Below are 17,498 nucleotides of genomic sequence, written 5' to 3' on the forward strand. Positions count from 1 at the left end.
GGCCCTTTTCTCATGCGGACTTGAAGAGCAATTCCCAGGTCTGATAGCCGGCCAGCGCAATCACCAGAGTGCCCACGAGCAGCATCAGCCGCTTGGCAGGCAGTACGCGCACGACAAAGCCGGCCAGCGGAGCAGCGACGATGCCGCCGACAACCAAACCCGCGACCGACCAAAGATGCTGGTCGATCCCTTCGGCATCGCTCCAGTGCCCCGTCACCAGCGCGGTGATGAAGGCAACCGAAACCGCCGTGGTCACGAAGAACTCGACCGTGTTGACCGTCCCGACGATATAGCGCGGTGCGCCACCCGAGCCGATCAGGCTCGAGGTCACGATCGGCCCCCAGCCGCCACCACCGGCAGCGTCGACAAAGCCTCCGGCAACGCCGAGCGGGAGAACAATCTGGGTCCTCGGCTCCTTGTAGGCTCCACGGACGCGCAGGGCCCGATAGAGAATGAACACCCCGAGCAGTCCGAGATAGACGGTGACGAAGGGGCGGAGCACGGCGCCGTCGATGGCGGTCAGCACATAAGTGCCGAGCACGCCGCCCACGATGCCGGCCGGCGCCAGTCGCCAGAACAGCTTCCAGTTCACATTGCGATTGCGGACATGGCTCGTGGCCGAGGCGGCGGTGGTGAACATCTCGGCAGCGTGGACGCTGGCCGAGGCTGCAGCGGGCGGAACCCCGAAGGAGAGCAGCATGGTGGAACTGATAACGCCATAGGCCATGCCCAGGGCGCCGTCGACGATCTGCGCGAGAAAGCCGACCAGCGCGAAGATTAGGAACTCAGAGCCCAAGACGCCTCACAAACTAAATGACAAAGGCCGAAACACGTTCGACATGAACGGGTTCCGGCCTTTCTAAGACAGTGACGATATGCAGATCAGCGAACGATCAGCGTGCCGGCACCAAATTCGGTGAAGAGCTCGACCAAGACGACGTGGGGCATCTTGCCGTTGAGGATCACGACGCCTTCTACGCCGCTGTCGAGGGCTTCGAGGCAGGTTTCGACCTTGGGGATCATGCCGCCCGAAATCGTGCCGTCGGCGATGAGCGCTTTGGCATCGGCGACGCTGAGCTCGGGAATGAGCTTGCCGTCGCGGTCGAGAACACCCGGCACGTCGGTCAGGAACAGCAGGCGCTTGGCGCCGAGCGAGCCGGCAATGGCGCCGGCAAAGGTATCGGCATTGATATTGTAGGTATTGCCGTCGCGACCCGGAGCGACCGGGGCAATGACCGGAATCATTTCCGAACGGGCCAGCAGGTCGAGGAGGGTACGGTCGACTTCAACGGGTTCGCCGACAAAGCCGAGATCGAGCACGCGCTCGATGTTCGAGCCGGGATCCTTGACCTTCTTTTCCGCCTTGCGGGCGAAAACCATGTTGCCGTCCTTGCCGCAGAGGCCGATGGCCCATTCGCCTTCGGCATTGATCAGCGCGACGATTTCCTTGTTGATCGAGCCGGCCAGAACCATCTCGACCACTTCCATGGTCCGCGCGTCGGTGACGCGAAGGCCGCCTTCGAACTTGGATTCGATCCCGAGGTTCTTCAGCATCGAGGCGATCTGCGGCCCGCCGCCGTGCACGACGATGGGGTTGACCTTGGACTGCTTGAGCAGCGCGATATCGCGGGCAAAGGCCTGGCCGAGCTTGAGATCGCCCATGGCATGGCCACCGTATTTCACGACGACGGTCTTGCCCTCGTAGCGCTGCATATAGGGCAGGGCCTGGGCGAGAATGCCGGCATCGTGGCTGAAGCGGTCGGTCGTCGTTTCTTGGTCAGACATGGGCGGTGTGGTTTCCTCAAGAAGACCTTCGGACGGGCAAAGGGTCTAGTCCATTTTGTCCTGTCTATAAATGACCTGCCGCGACAAAATCATGGCCGTTGATCTGTTTCTCCCCGATTTGCGTAGCAGGAATGCCAGACATAGGGGAATATGTCGGCAAGAGGGAACCGGGAGGCTCTATTCAGACCCATGGCAATGCAAGCGGATACAAGCGAAATTGCGGATCTGATCGCCCGTTGCGCCCTGCGTGACCGCGGCGCTTTTCGCCAGCTTTACACAAGAACGAGCGCGAAACTTTTCGGAGTGGCCCTCCGTATCTTGAGGGACAGAGCCGAAACCGAGGAAGCGATCCAGGAAATCTACATCAAGATCTGGCAGAAGGCCGACCGCTACGTGGCCGGCCAATATAGTCCGATCAGTTGGCTTGTTGCCGTTGCCCGCAATCATGCACTGGACAAAGTGCGCGTCAAACGGCCGGTGAGCGAAGACATTGATGCAGCCCTCGATATTGCCGATCTGGGTCCCAGTCCCGAGCGACAGGTAGAGCAGGCCGAAGACAGCGCGCGGATCGCGAATTGTCTTGGTACGCTTGAGCCGGATCGCGCCGATGCGGTGCGGGGGGCCTATCTCGATGGTTTCAGCTACGAAGAACTGGCTCAACGCCACTCGGTGCCGCTCAATACGATGCGGACCTGGCTGCGGCGAAGCCTTGCAAAGTTGAAAGAGTGCCTGACGTCATGAGCGAGCAAGACAAACAAGATGGGGACGGACACCGCGCGGTTATCGCGGAATATGTCTTGGGCTTGCTCGACCCGGCCGCCCATGAGGCGGTGGGCAGGCGGATTGCAGCCGATACCATGCTGCAGCGTGAGCATGATTTCTGGGCCAGCCACTTTTCCGGGCTCGACGAGCAGTTCGAGCCGGTGGCGCCGCCTGCGAACATCCTTCCTAAAATCGAGACCCGGCTTTTCGGGGCAGAAAAGCGCGCATCCTGGTGGGATAGCCTGGCGCTCTGGCGCTCTGTTGCGGCCGGTGCCCTTGCTGTTGCGGCGGTCGCCGTCGGCTTTTCCGTCCTGCAGCCAAGCCCTGACTCCTCGGCTCTTGCCAATCAGCTCGTGGCAGCGCTGCAGGCAGAAGGCAGCGACGTGCAGTTCCTCGCCCTTTACGATGGGTCCGGTGCTGTCCGGCTGACGGCGCTTTCCGGCGCCACCTTGCCCAATAACGACTACGAGCTCTGGGCCATCCAGGGTGGTGGCTCGCCCATCTCCATGGGCGTCGTGCCGATCAATGCACGCACGACGGTCGAACTCTCGGATGCGGTTCGTTCCGGCTGGGGCGAAGGCTCCGTGCTGGCGGTCACCCTCGAACCCAAGGGCGGCGCCCCTGCGGGTGTTCCCACCGGTCCGATCGTGGCACAGGGCGCGGTCACGAAGATTTAGGTTAGCTTTTGATCTCTACGAAGCGCCTGCGCCATCGCGCGGGCCGTCACCCTCGGGCTTGCCCGAGGGTGTTGTACTTTGCCCTGCATCGTGAGTGACGTGTCCTCGGGTCAAGCCCGGGGATGACGTTTGTCGGTTGAGAGCGTTGACGCCCGCGCATACGAAGCTCGGCCCCAATCAGTTTCAAAATTCGCGAAAAATATACCGCGCAAAATCCTGAAACTCGTGCCGCAACCCCTCCGTACCTCCCTGTGACCCGCGATTGATCGGGCACGAAATAATAACAGGAAGGAACTCTCAAATGACCATTTCCCTGCGCGCCGTATCCGTCGCCGCCATTCTGTCCTTTGGCGCCTTGTCGGGCTCCGTTTTTGCCCAGGACAATCCGATGGTTGGCGGCGCGGCCATGTTTGCCGACAAGAATATCGTCGAAAACGCCGTTAACTCGGCCGATCACACGACCCTGGTTGCAGCCGTCCAGGCCGCTGGTCTCGTTGAAACCCTCTCCGGCCCGGGCCCCTTCACTGTTCTCGCCCCGACCAACGAAGCCTTCGCCGCTCTTCCGGCCGGCACCGTCGAGAACCTGCTGAAGCCTGAAAACAAGGACATGCTGACCAAGATCCTGACCTGTCATGTCATCGCAGCCAAGGCGCTCTCGACCGACATCGTGGGCATGGTCGAAGCTGATGGTGGCGAACACGTCGCTGACACTGTCGGTGGCTGCAAGCTCACCCTCAAGGCCGCTGACGGCAAGGTGACCATCACCGACGAAAACGGCACCGTCGCCAATGTCACCATTGCCGACGTGATCCAGTCCAACGGCGTCATCCACGTCATCGACGCGGTCCTGACCCCGAAGATGTAACCTTCTTCGGCATCCCGCCGAATGAGGTCATGAGGCTCCGCTTCCCCCGGGCGGGGCCTCTCGTATTCTTGAGGAAAGTTCATTCCGGATTGGTCTATGCTGGGGGTCAGGGAGACAAAGACAATGCAGCTTACCCGACGCGCAGTTCTCTTGGGCAGTTCGGCCGTAGCCGTGCTCTCGGCCTTTTCGCTCTTTCGCTCTCCGAGCCAGCCGCGCGCTGCCGAGGGCGATTTTCCGTTCAAGCTCACCGACGAGGAGTGGAAGGCCAAGCTCGATCCGGCCTCCTACGATGTCCTTCGCCACGAAGCCACCGAGCGCCCCTTTACCTCCCCGCTCAATGACGAGCATAGGGCCGGCAAGTTCCATTGCGCCGGCTGCGACCAGGTCCTCTTCGAATCTGAAAAGAAGTTCGACAGCGGCACTGGTTGGCCGAGCTTCTGGGACTTTGTTCCCGGCGCCATCGGCTCCACCGAGGACAGTACGCTCGGCATGGTCCGCACCGAGGTCCATTGCAGCAATTGCGGTGGGCATCAGGGGCACGTCTTCAACGACGGGCCGGCGCCGACGGGCCTGCGCTATTGCATCAATGGCGTGTCGCTCGCATTCGTCGCCGCCTGAGACGGCAACATGGCTGGGTTGAGGCGCCTGGTGTTGATCTTTGACCGCAAATTTCGATAGGTGTGACCAACCTCTCGGACGTCAGATTCACATGCGCCTCACCATCATCCAGACCGGGGATGTCCCCGAACCGCTTCGCGACGATTTCGGTCCATACCCTTCCATGTTCGAACGCATGTTCGACGGCACCGGGAATGGCTTTAGCTACGAGGCGGTGACGGCATATGGGAACAGTCTGTTACCCGATCCCACACGCTTAGAGGGCATCGTTATCACCGGTTCGCCGGCCGGCGTTTACGAGGATCACGACTGGCTGCCGCCGCTGCGCGAGTTCATTCGCCGCGCCTATGAGGCCAAAACCCCCATGCTTGGCATCTGTTTCGGCCACCAGATCATGGCCGATGCGCTGGGTGGCGATGTCCGGAAGTCCGAGAAAGGCTGGGGTCTCGGCCGCCACGCCTACCGCGTCGCCAACCGTCCCGATTTCATGGCCGGCGCTCCCGAAACTCTCTCCATCGCCTGTTCGCATCAGGACCAGGTGATCGTACCGCCAAACGAAGCCGAGGTGATCCTGGCGTCCGACTTTACGCCCAACGCCGGGCTTTTCTACAAGTCCGGCAAGGCTTTAAGTTTTCAACCCCACCCCGAATTCCACGACGACTATGCCTTGGCGCTCGTGGAACTGCGCCGCGGCCGCGCGCCGGAGGAGGTCGTCGAGCAAGGCGTCGCTTCTTTTGCGCAAAGCTCTGACAGCGATCAAATGGCCGACTATATCGGCAAGTTCTTTCGCGGAATTAGCGCGTAACCCGCAGGAATCAAGGCGGCATTAACCAAGATCGGGGAGGCTGGGGGCAATAAATCCCGCCCCAGGTCTCCCCAATGTTCCGCTTCAGCCGGTTCTCGATCACCAAAAAACTTGTCATCGTCTTTCTCGGCTTCGGTGTCGTCGTCGCAGCACTCGGCGGCCTCGCGCTGCTCGCCGCCGTATCCCTGGGCGACCGGGGCAATGAGGTCGGCGCGCACCTGTCGCCGCACGTCAAGGCGGCCATGGAGATCAAGCTGAACTCGACCGCCGCCCATCTCTACTTCGAAGAGATCATGATGGGCGATGCCAGCGAAGACGTCGCCAATGTCTGGGCCCATCTCGACTCCGCCGAAGCCTATCTCGCGGCGATCGAACAGGGCGACGATATTTCGGGCGCCGTCTACTTCGCTTCCGAGGATCCCGCGGTGCAGGCTGCAGGCCCCAAGGTCTTGCAGGCGCTGGCGGATTTCCGCGCGGCCGCAGAGCAGCGCTACGCCAATCTCGGCAAGGCCGACGAGGGCGCGGGGTCTGCTGCCGATGCCGCATTCGACGCCGCTTATGACAGCGTCATCGTCGAAGCCACGGCGCTTGAGAAGTCGGTTTTCGATGACATGCAGGAAGGGCTGACTCGTCTGGCGGGGGCACAGAGCTTCGCCATCATCACGCTGATCCTTGCCGGCGTCGGCGCGGCTTCGGGGTGCTTCACCGTGTTCCTGTTCTTCCGCAAGGTGGTTTCGGCGCGCCTTAACCAGCTCGTCACGATCACTGGCGAACTGGCCAAGGGCAATACCGAGGTCGATATTCCGGTTCAGAAGGTGCAGGACGAACTGACCGTCATGTTCGACGCGTTCTCCAGTTTCCGTGGCGCACTGATCGAGCAGGCTGCGCTTGAGAATGCCGACAAGCAGCGCAATGCCGAAAGTGGCCATCGCCGCCGCGCATCGGACCGGTTGACCGACGATCTCAAGGAGACGATCCACGCCGTCATGGCTGGCCAATTGAGCCGCCGTGTCGCGGCCGATTATTCCCAGGAAGAACTCAAGAGCCTTGCCGGCGAGGTCAACGCGCTGCTCGACGCCGTCGACAAGGGCCTTACGGGTACCGGTCGGGTGCTTTCGGCACTGGCCAAGGCTGACCTCAGCCAGCGCGTGAGCGGGAAGTTCCAAGGCGCTTTCGCCGACCTGCAGGACAATACCAACGCCGTCGCCGATCGCCTGACCGACGTCATGGGGCGTCTGCAGGAAACCTCGCACCGGCTCAAGACCGCCACTGGCGAAATCCTGGCTGGCTCCAATGATCTGGCGGAACGCACCAGCCGGCAAGCGGCCATGGTGCAGCAGACAACGTCGACGGTTTCGAGCCTCTCCAGCACCGTCACCGAGAATGCCCATCGCGCCCAGGAGGCCGACCGGTCCGTGGGCAACGCGTCGCGCATTGCTGTCGAAAGCGGCTCAGCCATGGAGGCAGCCAACAAGGCAATGGAGCAGATTTCGACCTCATCGTCGAAAATCTCCAATATTATTGGCATGATCGACGATATTGCCTTCCAGACCAACCTCCTGGCCCTCAACGCCTCGGTGGAAGCGGCGCGGGCAGGGGAGGCGGGCAAGGGCTTTGCTGTGGTGGCCGTGGAAGTGCGGCGTCTCGCCCAGTCCGCCGCCGAAGCCTCAGCCGAGATCAAGCAATTGATCGAAATCTCGGCCGGCGAGGTCCACGCCGGCACGCAGGTGGTGATGCAGATCGCCGAGCAGATTTCGACGCTCAACCTCTCGGTGCGCGAGAGCGCCAAGCTGATCGGCGAAATCGCCGAGGCCAGCCGTTCGCAGGCCATCGCCATTGGGGAAGTCAGCACGGCGGTGCGCCAGATGGACGAGATTACCCAGCACAATGCGGCACTGGTGGAAGAGACCAATGCAGCCATCGAGCAGACGGAAAACCAGGCCGCTGAGCTCGACGAGATTGTTGCCGTGTTCGAACTGGGCGCCGCCCGGGTTCAGGCGCGTTACGCCGCCTGATCGGAAAGAATAGAGACAAAGAAAAAAAGGCGCATCCGGTGGGATGCGCCTTTGTTTTAGGTGCCGCTGCTTGCGAGCAGCATGGCGATTTCGGTCCGTAGGTCCTTGATGCCCGTGCCCTTCTCGCTCGAAGTGAGGAGAACATGTGGATGGGCTGCGGGACGCTTGGCGATCTGCCAGCGCGTGGCTTCCAGCGCTTTTTCGACGTCTTCGGAATTGGGCTTGTCGGCCTTGGTGAGCACAACCTGATAGCTTACGGCCGCGTGGTCCAGCTCGTTCATGACGCTGATGTCATTGTCCTTGGGGCCGTGGCGGCTGTCGATGAGCACATAGACGCGGCGCAGGGTCGCGCGACCCACGAGGTACTGATGGACCAGCTTGGTCCAGGCCTTGACCTTGGGCTCCGGCGCCTTGGCATAGCCATAGCCCGGCATGTCGACGATGCGCAGGTTTTCGCTCTGGCTCTCAAAGATGTTGAGTTCCTGCGTGCGGCCCGGTGTGTTGGACGTGCGCGCCAGATTGGACGTGCCGCAAAGCGCGTTGATGAGGCTCGATTTGCCGACATTGGAGCGGCCAGCAAAGGCGATCTCGACGCGATCCATGGGCGGCAGGTCGGCGAGGCTGACGCAGCCCTTGGTGAAGAGAATCGGGCGCGCAAACAGCAGGCGGCCGCGTTCGATGAGGTCGGTTGGATAATCGATTTCGGTCATGTGGTCCTCGGCCTCAAAGACAAGGCCCGCTGGGTTCTCCAGCGGGCCCCGAATGGTGCGGGAATTTCGTTAGCTCTTCGAATTTTCTGCCGGCTTGGGCTTCTTGCGGAAGCTGTCGAGAATATTGCCAAACAGGTTCACCTCGGCCCCGTGGCGCTTCATGATGAACCACTGCTGGGTCACCGACAGGGTGTTGTTCCAGGCCCAGTAGATCACGAGGCCGGCCGGGAAAGCGCCGAGCATGAAGGTGAAGATCACCGGCATCCAGTTGAAGATCATCGCCTGGGTCGGATCCGGCGGCGGCGGGTTGAGCTTCATCTGCACCCACATGGTGACGCCCATGATCAACGGCCAGATGCCGAGATGCAGGAACGAGCCAATGAAGGGCAGTGCCATCGGATTCCACGGGATCAGGCCGAACAGGGTGAAGATGTTCGTCGGATCGGGCGCGGCCAGATCCTGAATCCAGCCGAAGAACGGGGCGTGGCGCATCTCGATGGAGATGAAGATAACCGTATAGAGCGCGAAGAAGACGGGGATCTGGATAAGGATCGGCCAGCAACCCGAGAGCGGATTGATCTTTTCCTTCTTGTACAGCTCCATCATGGCCTGTTGCTGGGCCGGACGGTCTTCCTTGAGGCGTTCCTGGATCGCCTTCATTTCCGGCTGCACGCGGCGCATGGCGGCCATGGAGGCGTAGGAACGGTTGGCGAGCGGGAAGAAGATGGCCTTGACGATCACGGTCACGGCGAGAACCGCAAGGCCGAAATTGCCCAGGAGCCCATAGAGCGTCACCAGCAGCCAGTGCATCGGCTTGGTGAGGAAGTGGAACCAGCCCCAGTCGATCAGCAGCTCAAGACGATCAAAGCCGTGCTCTGTCTGATAGGCGGTGATGACGCGGTCTTCCTTGGCGCCGGCAAAGACGAAGCTTTCGACGCTCGCCGTGCCACCGGCCGGAACGACGACAGGCTGGGTCTCGACATAATTGGTCTGGTAGATCGGCGTCGTGCCCTGGCTCGTATAGGCAAAGCGCGCATTGATGCTGGCATCGGGCTGGGGCAGGACGGCAGTCGCCCAATACTTGTCGGCAATGCCGAGCCAGCCGCTGGTCGAGGGGAAATCGACCTGACGCTCGTTCTGGAGGTCGTGGTACTTGCGGGCGACGTAGTTGTTGGAGCCCAGAACGCCGATCGGGCCTTCATGCTGGATGAAGAAGTTCTGCACCGGCGGGGTGCCCTGGCGAACGACGCGGGCATAGGGGAATAGGGCCACATCGCCCGAACCGGTATTTTCGACGGTCTGGGTGATGGTGAAGAGGTAGTGCTCATCGAGCGCGATGGTGCGACGGAAAATCAGGCCCTGGCCATTGTCGTAGCGCAGCGTCACCGGGGTGGCGGCGGTCAGCGTGGTGGCGTCGCCTTCGAGGGCCCAAACCGAGTTGGCATCGGGCAGGGCGGTCGTAGCGCCGGCAGCCGGAGCCCAGCCGTGTTCGACATAATAACCGCCCGGCGCGCCCGATGGGCTGAGCAGGGTGATGATCGGGGAATCAGGATCGACAGTTTCGCGATACTTTTCGAGACGCAGGTCGTCGATGCGCGCGCCAGTCAGGTTGATCGAGCCGGCAAGGTCTTCGGTATCGATGGCGACGCGGTTGGAGGCGGCAATGGCTGTGTCGCGGTCCGCAAAAGTCTGCGAGGACAATGGCTGGTCTGTCGCGGCGGCGGGCTGCGTGCCGTCGGCAGTGGTGGCGGGCACCGCGAGGGCTGCCTGCTCGGCCTGCTGCTGGGCAACAATCTCGTTCTGCCGCTGCTGACGTTCGAGCTGCGGCCCGGCAACGAAGAACTGCCAGCCGAACAGCACGATCATGCTGAGTACGACGGCGAGAATCACATTGCGATTATCAGAATTCATGGTGTCGCGTTCCGTGGGCCACGCCCGGTCCCTGTCCGATTATCATCCGCCTTTGTGTCATGCACATTTGTGTCATGGACTTTGGCGATGAGACCGTTGAGGTCTTTGATCATTTTGGCAAAGGGTCGGCTCAGGGCCTCGCGCCTTGCCAACAGCACATAGTCGTGGCCGGGCCGAAAGTCATCGGCACATGCTGCCGCAGCGGCACGCAATCGGCGCTTCATGCGGTTGCGCTCCGGCGAATTGCCCACCTTCTTGGTGACGGTGAAGCCCACGCCGGGCAATTCGTCTTCGGCCGCAATTACCTGCAGCCCAAACGCAGAGCGCCCGGCGCGATTGCCCCGGGCTGCCCTCAAAAACTGCGAGCGCCGCCGGAGACGGCGCAATGTCGCGACCTTTTGTGCGTCGGCCGTCATCCGGCCAACAGCCTTAGGCCGAGAGCTTCTTGCGGCCGTCGCGACGACGACGGTTCAGAATCGCACGGCCGTCCTTGGTGGCCATACGAGCACGGAAACCGTGACGACGAGCACGCACGAGCTTGCTGGGCTGATAAGTACGCTTCATGACTTTCAACCGCGCAGATGCACGGTTCCTCTATTGCTGGCGCATTACGCGCATAAACTTGTCCGGCCGACGGGCAGGGCGCGCCAGCTTTGTTCGTGGCGTCTATAGGGAAAAGCATAGGGCAAGTCAACGCGCGATGGGCCCCAAGCTTGTGCTTTCCAGCCTGTTGTCAGACCTTCTATATGCCAGCATAAGTGGACCATTGTTAGCCCGCCGCGGAATCTGGCTCGTGTCCACATCTCCTGACCTTTGCATAATCGGTGCCGGGACGCTCGGTGTCGATCTGGCTCTTTATGCGCGTCGCCTTGGCGCCAGCGTCGTTCTGGCGGATCGCGATCGACCCGAGCCGGGTGATGCTGCCCAACAGGCGCTGCGCATGGCGTCGCTGGTCCAGAGTGCCAAGCGGGCGCAGGATATGAGGCGCGCGCCCGAACTCGGCGTTGGGGCCTCTGAATTCAAGCTTTCCGCCAAGCAGGTGGGCGAGCGGGCAACGCGTTTGGTCGAGAATCGCATCCGGGCGACCTCGCCCGAGATTCTGACTGCGCAGGGCGTCACGGTTATGCGTGGCGCCGTCAGTTTTGTAGATGGACGCTCCTTGCTGGTCGGCGACCTCACCATCAAGCCTAGCAAGATCATCATCGCCATCGGCGGCATGCCTGTTATCCCTGATGTGCCGGGGCTCGGTGACATCGACGCTTTTACGGTAGATTCGATCCTTGATAATCAGCGCAAGCTGACCCATCTCGTCATTATCGGCTCGGACGCCGCGGCGCTCGAGCAGGCACAATTGCAGCGCCGTCTTGGTGCGGCGGTGACGCTTGTGCCCAATGGCCCGCTTTTGCCCGAGTTCGATCCTGAAGCCGTCTCGCTGCTGCTCGCAGCATTTGCGGAGGAAGGTGTGTCGGTTCGGATCGGGGCGCGCGTCGTTGCCATCAAGCGGCGCTCGCAAGGAATCGGTGTCGATATCGCAGTCGAGGGCGGCACGAGCGAGGCGCTCGATGCCTCACACGTTCTTGTGTCGGCTGGCCGCAAGGCTGATCTTGAGGAACTCGATATTGCCAAGGCGCGGTTGAGGCCGGGCGCGACCTCCTCCCGCACCATTGGGCCTGTGGGAATTGCGGCGGGCCACAGAGACTGGAGCGCTGCGCGGGCACACGGACGTGCCGTTGTTGGCGCCCTATTGGGCCAGCGGCGCAGTAGTGCGGAGTTTCCGGTTCCCCGGCTCATCGAGACAGAACCCGCTATTGCCGAGATCGGGCCGCTCGCGCCGCGCCCTTCTCGAGCCAGTGCAGGCGATACGATCCTGCGGGAAAACCTGGCGGAAAACGATCGTGCCGCCGCCATGGGCAACGACCGCGGACTCGTAAAGCTGACGCTCGACGGGAAGGGGCAGATCCAGCGCGCCAGCATAGTCGATCCGCTTGCAGCAGAACTGGCCGGAACGCTCGCTCTCGCCATGAGTCGCAAGGTGGGACTAGCGGACCTCGCCGATCTGCCGCTGCCAAGGCCCAGCCTGTTCGAGGTTTTTTCGCGTCTGGGAGAGAACTATCTGGCCGCCCAAAACGTATCGACTAAGGGGCAGGGCCGCGGGGCGCTTCGGCGCCGGCTGGGGCTTTAGGCCAAGGGGCTGACGCCTGGGCCTGTCATCTCCTATGATCGAGTCGCGATGACAGACGAATCCAATGTCACACCTGGCCGGTTCTCCGGCCTTTCGAACAAACTGATCGCCGCCATCATCGCGGTGATTCTGCTCGTCGAAATCATCGTCTACCTGCCTTCGCTCGCTACATTCCGGGCTTCGTGGCTCGACGACCGGCTCCGCGTCGGTATCGTGGCGGCGCGCGTGCTTGATGCTGTGCCCGATGTCATGGCGCTGCCGCGCAACCTGACGGATCGCCTGCTGACCTCCGCGGGGGCGCACGCCATCGTCTATCGCCGCGCCGGGCAGAGCCAGCTCATCGAACTCGCCGAGCCGGTGACCCCGGAACGTGTTGTTACCGCCGACATGCGCCAACGCGATCTGCCGAGCCTCATCGTCGGTGCGCTCGATACGCTCTTTGCCGGGCCGGGGCGCACCCTGCGCATCGTCGGCGAGGGTGATCTAGACGAGAGCCTTATTGAAATTCTCATGCCCGAGCGCCCGCTGCGCAGCGACATGATCGATTATTCGCGCAATATCGTGCTGGCCTCCCTCGGCATCGCGGCGGTCACGGCTTTTGCACTCTACATGCTGGTGAGCCGGCTCTTCATTCTGCCGGTGCAAAGACTGACCAGCAATATTCTGCGATTCCGCAAGGCGCCGGAGAACGCCACCCTGATTCTGGCGCCGACGCAGCGCGCCGACGAGATCGGCACGCTGGAGCGCGAGCTGTCCGCCATGGAGAGCGAACTCTTTGCCATGTTGCGCCAACAGCGGCACCTCGCTGATCTCGGGCTGGCTGTCGCCAAGATCAATCATGACTTGAGGAATACGCTGACCTCGGCGCAATTGCTGTCCGACCAGGTGGCGACGCTGGACGATCCAAAAGTGCAGCGTCTCGCGCCTCGCCTCGTGACGACGCTTGATCGCGCCATTGGCTTTGCCCAATCGGTGCTCGACTATGGCCGCGAGGCCGCCAGCGTGCCGCAGCCGACGCCGGTCAGCTTGAAGGCCCTCGTTGAGGATGCCGCCTTCGAGGCCCATCTCGTCGGACATCCGAGTGTGGTCTTCTCGGCCTCCGTACCCGAGGATTTGGTCGTCTATGCCGACGTTGGCCAAATGACACGTGTTCTCGTCAATCTTCTCAAGAATGCCCGAGAGGCGCTTGAGGCCAGCCAGAAGCCGGGCGAGCATCGCATTGATGTGACCGCGAGCGCCGAAGGCGCGGTTGCGACGCTTGACGTGACCGACAACGGACCCGGCCTGCCGCCGCGTGCGCGGGACAATCTCTTTGTGGCGTTCGAGGGTTCGGCGCGGGCGGGCGGTACGGGCCTGGGCCTCGCCATTGCCCGCGAATTGACTGAAGCCAATGGTGGCACTCTGCGCCACGTGGATATTGAGCAGCCGGGTACGCGCTTCTCGCTGACCTTGCCAAAAGATATTCACAGCCTTTGAGTTGAAACGCAAAAAGCTTTTGTCACACGCTTGCAATGCGCGGAACACCGCTATATGGGTTGCCTCGCTTCGGAAGAGCGACCCGCTCAACACCGAATGCCCGCCGCCACTAGGCGGTATGCGCGCCCGTAGCTCAGCTGGATAGAGCACCAGACTACGAATCTGGGGGTCAGGAGTTCGAATCTCTTCGGGCGCGCCATTTCTCTTTTTACCACTAAAATTGTTTGACGCTCACGGCGCATCGGCCGCTTGAGCAACTCGACTCCTGTTTCGCTCAGTCGTCCCAATCGCCTCCCACATCTCCACACGACTCCTATCCCTCTCACTCTCGGGGTCGCGGTCGCATGCTCTTGATTGCGCTGGTTTGAGGCAGAATGTTTCCCGGCTTGCCGAGCGGGCAAACACGCCACCTTGTGCCGGTCCAAGGAACAGAAAAAGACTTGCCAATGTCGGCTTTCGAGCTCGCTCGTCTATTTATCTATAAAAATAGTAGACTTATGCTGACGTCCTCTTTCAAGGGGACCACACATGACGTATCGCCTCAGCCTTCTCGACAAGAGCCCGATCGCTCAGGGCGAATCCGCGAATGCAGCATTGCGACGCTCGATCGCGTATGCGCAGCGGGCCGAGGCGCTGGGGTTTCATCGGTTTTGGGTTGCGGAGCACCATAACAGCCCTGAACTCGCCAGTTCATCGCCCGAAATCCTGATTGCCGCGCTGGCGACATCGACCAAGACCATCCGTGTGGGGTCAGGCGGGGTCATGCTGCAGCACTATAGCCCCTACAAGATTGCCGAGAATTTCAACCTGCTTGAAAGCCTTGCGCCCGGCCGCATCGATATCGGTATCGGCAAGGCGCCGGGTGGGCTGCCGCTTTCCACCAGGGCGCTGCAGGCAGGACGTGACCCGGAGCGTCGGACGGATTTTGCGACGCAACTGCGCGAGTTCAATGCCTATCTCGGCCAGGGCACAGGCGATCGGGTCGAGGGTCTTGCGGCGACGCCCGCGCCGGCAGGCGAAAGTGAACGATTCCTCCTCGGCGCTAGCGTCGAGAGTGCGGAGCTGGCGGCATCGCTGGGTTGGGAGTTCGTTTTCGCCCGTCACCTGAATGGCGATGATGTTGCCCTCGCTTCGGCGATCTCCACCTATCGTGATCTCGCACACCGGACGCCCGTGGTGGCGCTGGCAGCCATCGTCGACAAGGATGGCAGCAAGGCGCGCGAGACCGCAGCCGGCTTCACGCCCTTCCGCGTGACCATTCCGGGCGGGCAGAGTGTGACCGTTGGCAGCGAGGCCCAGGCAGCCGAATATGCACGTCAGGCCGGCGTCACCGATTTCACGGTAGAGAAGCGCAAGGCCAATGTGCTGGCCGGCGACGGCCATGACATCGTCGCCGCTCTCGACGCGCTGGCCCACCAATACGGCGTCGATGAGTTCATTCTAGACCTTTTCAATCCCGGTGACAGCCGCCTTGAGGCCATTGGCCTGATTGCCGCGGCGCGCGATGCCGTCGCCTCCCCAACAGCCCTTTCCGCCTGATCCCTCGGAGACAGACCATGACCAAGAACCGCATTCCCTTTGGCTTGATGCTGCATGGCCCGGGTGGTCACATGAATGCCTGGAAGCATCCGAGCGGCCCGGCCGATGCCTCGGTCAACTTCCAGTTCCTGCTCGACCAGACCAAGAAAGCTGAAGCTGCCGGCATCGCTTTCGCGTTCGTGGCTGACGGACTTTACATCAACGAGCAATCGATCCCGCACTTCCTCAACCGGTTCGAGCCGATCGCGCTGCTGTCGGCCCTGGCCGCGACCACCAGCACTATTGGCCTCGTCGGTACGCTGTCGACCTCCTACAGCGACCCGTTCACGGTCGCCCGCCAGTTCGGGTCCATCGACCTACTCAGCAATGGTCGCGCCGGCTGGAACGCTGTGACCTCGCCGCTCGAAGGCTCGGCCAAAAATTATGGCCGCGTGCAGCATCCCGATCATGCGCTTCGCTATGAGATTGCCGGAGAGCATATCGAGATCGTCAAAGGTCTTTGGGACAGCTGGGACGACGACGCCTTTGTGCGCGATCGCTCGACCGGGCGGTTTGCCGATTTCGAGAAGCTGCATCGCCTCAACTTCAACGGAAAATTCCATTCGGCGGAAGGTCCGCTCAACATCCAGCGCTCGCCGCAGGGACAGACCGTGCTGTTCCAGGCGGGTGGCTCGCCGGCCGGAATCGAACTTGCCGGCCGTCATGCCGATGCGGTTTTCGCCAACTCGACCTCGATCGAAGAAAATCGCGTCCTGACGCAAAAGCTCAAGCAGAGCGCGGTGGCCCATGGCCGTGGCGCCGATGCCATCAAGGTGCTGCCCGGTGTCGGTATCATCGTCGGCTCGACGGATGAAGAGGTTGAGCGCAAATACCAGGAGATTGCCGGCCTCGTGAACGTCACAGAGGCGCTGCACTATCTTGGTCGCTTCTTCGACCACCACGATTTCAGCCAGTACGATCTCGATGCGCCGTTCCCCGAGCTCGGCGATATCGGTCGCAACAATTTCCAGTCGGGCACCGATAGGATCAAGGCGCGGGCGAAGGAAAAGGGTCAGTCGCTTCGCGAGGTGGCGCTGGAACAGACGACGCAGCGTAGCGAATTCCAGGGCACACCGGAAAAGATCGCCGACAAGATCGAAGAATGGGTCGATACCGGCGCTGCCGATGGCTTTGTTCTCGGCTTCCCGGTTTCGGCACAGGGTTGGCAGGATTTCGACCAGCACGTGCTGCCTATTCTGGAAAAGCGCGGCCGCCACAGTCGCGAGCAGATCGGCAGCACGCTGCGCGATCATCTTGGCCTGCCGTTCCGCGAAAGCCGCCATGCGCTGCCGCAGGAAAAGGCGGCGGGTTGATGAGTTACATCGCGCCGATCCGGCCCGAAACGGCGGAGGATTTTACCTCCCTTCGCCGCTATCTCCACACAAGGCCGGAACTGGCCTATGCCGAGCACGAAACCAGCGCTCTCGTCGCCAGCTATCTCAACGACTGGGGCTATGAGGTCGCAACCGGCATTGGCGGCACAGGTGTCGTCGGCACGCTCAAGGTGGGGCCAGGCGAGGGCATCATCGGGCTGCGCGCAGACATGGATGCCTTGCCGATCGAAGAAGTGACCGGTCTCGACTATGCCAGCCTCAATGCGGGCAAGATGCACGCCTGCGGCCATGACGGACACACGACCATCCTCCTCGCGGCAGCGCAGCAACTGGCTTCGACACGCAATTTCTCCGGAACAGTCAGGCTGATCTTCCAGCCAGCCGAAGAGATCGGCGGGGGCGCGAGAACCATGATCAAGGATGGCCTGTTCGAGCGCTTTCCGGTCGATGCCGTGTTCGGGCTGCACAATTGGCCGGGCATTCCTGCTGGTCAGTTCGCCTTCCTCGCGGGCCCGGCCATGGCCTCGGTCGACATGGCCATCATCCGCATCCAGGGCAGGGGAGGGCACGGCGCCAAGCCCCATCTCTCGATCGACCCAGTGGTGATCGCGGCAAGCCTCGTACTGGCGTTGCAGACTGTGGTTTCCCGCAATGTCGATCCGCTCGAAGCTGCAGTCGTCACCGTGGGGAGCATTCATGGCGGCAGCCTGCCCAATGTCATTCCCGACAGCGTCGAGCTGCAACTGACGGTGCGCTCGTTCAACGAAACCGTGCGTCAGG

17 protein-coding genes and 1 tRNA gene are annotated in these 17,498 nt (G+C 61.9%); 12 read left to right on the forward strand and 6 right to left on the reverse strand.

Features of this window, described 5'->3' with window-relative positions:
• Positions 1 to 10 precede the first annotated feature (10 nt).
• Together ABW043_RS00945 and argB are read right to left on the reverse strand one after the other, a co-directional pair.
• Positions 11 to 796: a sulfite exporter TauE/SafE family protein gene (locus tag ABW043_RS00945; RefSeq protein ID WP_353919373.1), complete on the reverse strand. Its 786-nt coding sequence runs from the start codon at positions 794 to 796 to the stop codon at positions 11 to 13.
• 86 nt (positions 797 to 882) lie between these two features.
• Positions 883 to 1,785 carry an acetylglutamate kinase gene (argB, locus tag ABW043_RS00950; RefSeq protein WP_353919374.1) on the reverse strand — a complete coding sequence of 301 codons (903 nt, stop codon included), beginning with the start codon at positions 1,783 to 1,785 and terminating at the stop codon, positions 883 to 885.
• Between the two features lie 195 nt (positions 1,786 to 1,980).
• Between argB and ABW043_RS00955 the strand changes: the two genes are divergently transcribed.
• From ABW043_RS00955 to ABW043_RS00980, 6 genes are all read left to right on the forward strand, one after another.
• The gene (locus ABW043_RS00955) at positions 1,981 to 2,526 is read left to right on the forward strand and encodes a sigma-70 family RNA polymerase sigma factor (protein ID WP_353919388.1); all 546 of its coding nucleotides are present in this window, start codon (positions 1,981 to 1,983) and stop codon (positions 2,524 to 2,526) included.
• Positions 2,523 to 3,224: an anti-sigma factor gene (locus tag ABW043_RS00960; RefSeq protein ID WP_353919375.1), complete on the forward strand. Its 702-nt coding sequence runs from the start codon at positions 2,523 to 2,525 to the stop codon at positions 3,222 to 3,224. Before ABW043_RS00955 ends, ABW043_RS00960 begins: the two co-directional genes overlap by 4 nt.
• 301 nt (positions 3,225 to 3,525) lie before the next feature.
• Positions 3,526 to 4,089: a fasciclin domain-containing protein gene (locus ABW043_RS00965; protein ID WP_353919376.1), complete on the forward strand. Its 564-nt coding sequence runs from the start codon at positions 3,526 to 3,528 to the stop codon at positions 4,087 to 4,089.
• 123 nt (positions 4,090 to 4,212) lie between these two features.
• A complete protein-coding gene (gene msrB, locus ABW043_RS00970) occupies positions 4,213 to 4,707 on the forward strand; it encodes a peptide-methionine (R)-S-oxide reductase MsrB (protein ID WP_353919377.1) in 495 nt (164 codons plus the stop codon).
• A gap of 91 nt (positions 4,708 to 4,798) precedes the next feature.
• Positions 4,799 to 5,512, forward strand: coding sequence for a type 1 glutamine amidotransferase (locus ABW043_RS00975; protein ID WP_353919378.1), 714 nt, complete (start codon positions 4,799 to 4,801; stop codon positions 5,510 to 5,512).
• Positions 5,513 to 5,586: 74 nt separating this feature from the next.
• Entirely contained in the window at positions 5,587 to 7,527 is a 1,941-nt protein-coding gene (locus ABW043_RS00980) for a methyl-accepting chemotaxis protein (protein ID WP_353919379.1), read from the forward strand.
• 56 nt (positions 7,528 to 7,583) lie between these two features.
• Here ABW043_RS00980 and yihA read toward each other — a convergent pair whose 3' ends face one another.
• The 4 genes from yihA to rpmH all read right to left on the reverse strand — a co-directional run bounded on the left by yihA (position 7,584) and on the right by rpmH (position 10,712).
• Positions 7,584 to 8,237 (reverse strand): ribosome biogenesis GTP-binding protein YihA/YsxC, encoded by a 654-nt coding sequence (yihA, locus tag ABW043_RS00985; protein WP_353919380.1) that lies wholly within the window; start codon positions 8,235 to 8,237, stop codon positions 7,584 to 7,586.
• Between the two features lie 69 nt (positions 8,238 to 8,306).
• Positions 8,307 to 10,148, reverse strand: a complete 1,842-nt coding sequence (gene yidC, locus ABW043_RS00990; RefSeq protein WP_353919381.1) for a membrane protein insertase YidC — start codon at positions 10,146 to 10,148, stop codon at positions 8,307 to 8,309.
• Positions 10,145 to 10,564: a ribonuclease P protein component gene (rnpA, locus tag ABW043_RS00995; RefSeq protein WP_353919382.1), complete on the reverse strand. Its 420-nt coding sequence runs from the start codon at positions 10,562 to 10,564 to the stop codon at positions 10,145 to 10,147. The genes yidC and rnpA overlap by 4 nt, the downstream gene beginning before the upstream one ends.
• Positions 10,565 to 10,577: 13 nt before the next feature.
• The gene (rpmH, locus tag ABW043_RS01000; protein ID WP_035077916.1) at positions 10,578 to 10,712 is read right to left on the reverse strand and encodes a 50S ribosomal protein L34; all 135 of its coding nucleotides are present in this window, start codon (positions 10,710 to 10,712) and stop codon (positions 10,578 to 10,580) included.
• 229 nt (positions 10,713 to 10,941) lie between these two features.
• Between rpmH and ABW043_RS01005 the strand changes: the two genes are divergently transcribed.
• The 6 genes from ABW043_RS01005 to ABW043_RS01030 all read left to right on the forward strand — a co-directional run.
• A complete protein-coding gene (locus tag ABW043_RS01005; protein WP_353919383.1) occupies positions 10,942 to 12,330 on the forward strand; it encodes an FAD-dependent oxidoreductase in 1,389 nt (462 codons plus the stop codon).
• Positions 12,331 to 12,378: 48 nt separating this feature from the next.
• Positions 12,379 to 13,806 carry an ATP-binding protein gene (locus ABW043_RS01010; protein ID WP_353919384.1) on the forward strand — a complete coding sequence of 476 codons (1,428 nt, stop codon included), beginning with the start codon at positions 12,379 to 12,381 and terminating at the stop codon, positions 13,804 to 13,806.
• A gap of 122 nt (positions 13,807 to 13,928) precedes the next feature.
• Positions 13,929 to 14,005, forward strand: a tRNA-Arg gene (locus ABW043_RS01015).
• 329 nt (positions 14,006 to 14,334) lie between these two features.
• Positions 14,335 to 15,345: an MsnO8 family LLM class oxidoreductase gene (locus tag ABW043_RS01020; protein ID WP_353919385.1), complete on the forward strand. Its 1,011-nt coding sequence runs from the start codon at positions 14,335 to 14,337 to the stop codon at positions 15,343 to 15,345.
• Positions 15,346 to 15,362: 17 nt separating this feature from the next.
• Positions 15,363 to 16,697 carry an LLM class flavin-dependent oxidoreductase gene (locus tag ABW043_RS01025; protein WP_353919386.1) on the forward strand — a complete coding sequence of 445 codons (1,335 nt, stop codon included), beginning with the start codon at positions 15,363 to 15,365 and terminating at the stop codon, positions 16,695 to 16,697.
• A partial coding sequence (locus tag ABW043_RS01030) for an amidohydrolase (protein ID WP_353919387.1) occupies positions 16,697 to 17,498 on the forward strand: 802 nt, incomplete at its 3' end. The genes ABW043_RS01025 and ABW043_RS01030, both read left to right, overlap by 1 nt.

It is taken from the genome of Devosia sp. (assembly GCF_040509215.1).
Classification (GTDB): Bacteria; Pseudomonadota; Alphaproteobacteria; order Rhizobiales; family Devosiaceae; genus Devosia.

What these genes read in the sequence shown, in the direction of transcription:
- argB (WP_353919374.1), bottom strand. Translation starts at nt 1,785, where the DNA reads ATGTCTGACCAAGAAACGACGACCGACCGCTTCAGCCACGATGCCGGC.
- ABW043_RS00955 (WP_353919388.1), top strand. Translation starts at nt 1,981, where the DNA reads ATGCAAGCGGATACAAGCGAAATTGCGGATCTGATCGCCCGTTGCGCC.
- ABW043_RS00960 (WP_353919375.1), top strand. Translation starts at nt 2,523, where the DNA reads ATGAGCGAGCAAGACAAACAAGATGGGGACGGACACCGCGCGGTTATC.
- ABW043_RS00965 (WP_353919376.1), top strand. Translation starts at nt 3,526, where the DNA reads ATGACCATTTCCCTGCGCGCCGTATCCGTCGCCGCCATTCTGTCCTTT.
- msrB (WP_353919377.1), top strand. Translation starts at nt 4,213, where the DNA reads ATGCAGCTTACCCGACGCGCAGTTCTCTTGGGCAGTTCGGCCGTAGCC.
- ABW043_RS00975 (WP_353919378.1), top strand. Translation starts at nt 4,799, where the DNA reads ATGCGCCTCACCATCATCCAGACCGGGGATGTCCCCGAACCGCTTCGC.
- ABW043_RS00980 (WP_353919379.1), top strand. Translation starts at nt 5,587, where the DNA reads ATGTTCCGCTTCAGCCGGTTCTCGATCACCAAAAAACTTGTCATCGTC.
- yihA (WP_353919380.1), bottom strand. Translation starts at nt 8,237, where the DNA reads ATGACCGAAATCGATTATCCAACCGACCTCATCGAACGCGGCCGCCTG.
- yidC (WP_353919381.1), bottom strand. Translation starts at nt 10,148, where the DNA reads ATGAATTCTGATAATCGCAATGTGATTCTCGCCGTCGTACTCAGCATG.
- rnpA (WP_353919382.1), bottom strand. Translation starts at nt 10,564, where the DNA reads ATGACGGCCGACGCACAAAAGGTCGCGACATTGCGCCGTCTCCGGCGG.
- rpmH (WP_035077916.1), bottom strand. Translation starts at nt 10,712, where the DNA reads ATGAAGCGTACTTATCAGCCCAGCAAGCTCGTGCGTGCTCGTCGTCAC.
- ABW043_RS01010 (WP_353919384.1), top strand. Translation starts at nt 12,379, where the DNA reads ATGACAGACGAATCCAATGTCACACCTGGCCGGTTCTCCGGCCTTTCG.
- ABW043_RS01020 (WP_353919385.1), top strand. Translation starts at nt 14,335, where the DNA reads ATGACGTATCGCCTCAGCCTTCTCGACAAGAGCCCGATCGCTCAGGGC.
- ABW043_RS01025 (WP_353919386.1), top strand. Translation starts at nt 15,363, where the DNA reads ATGACCAAGAACCGCATTCCCTTTGGCTTGATGCTGCATGGCCCGGGT.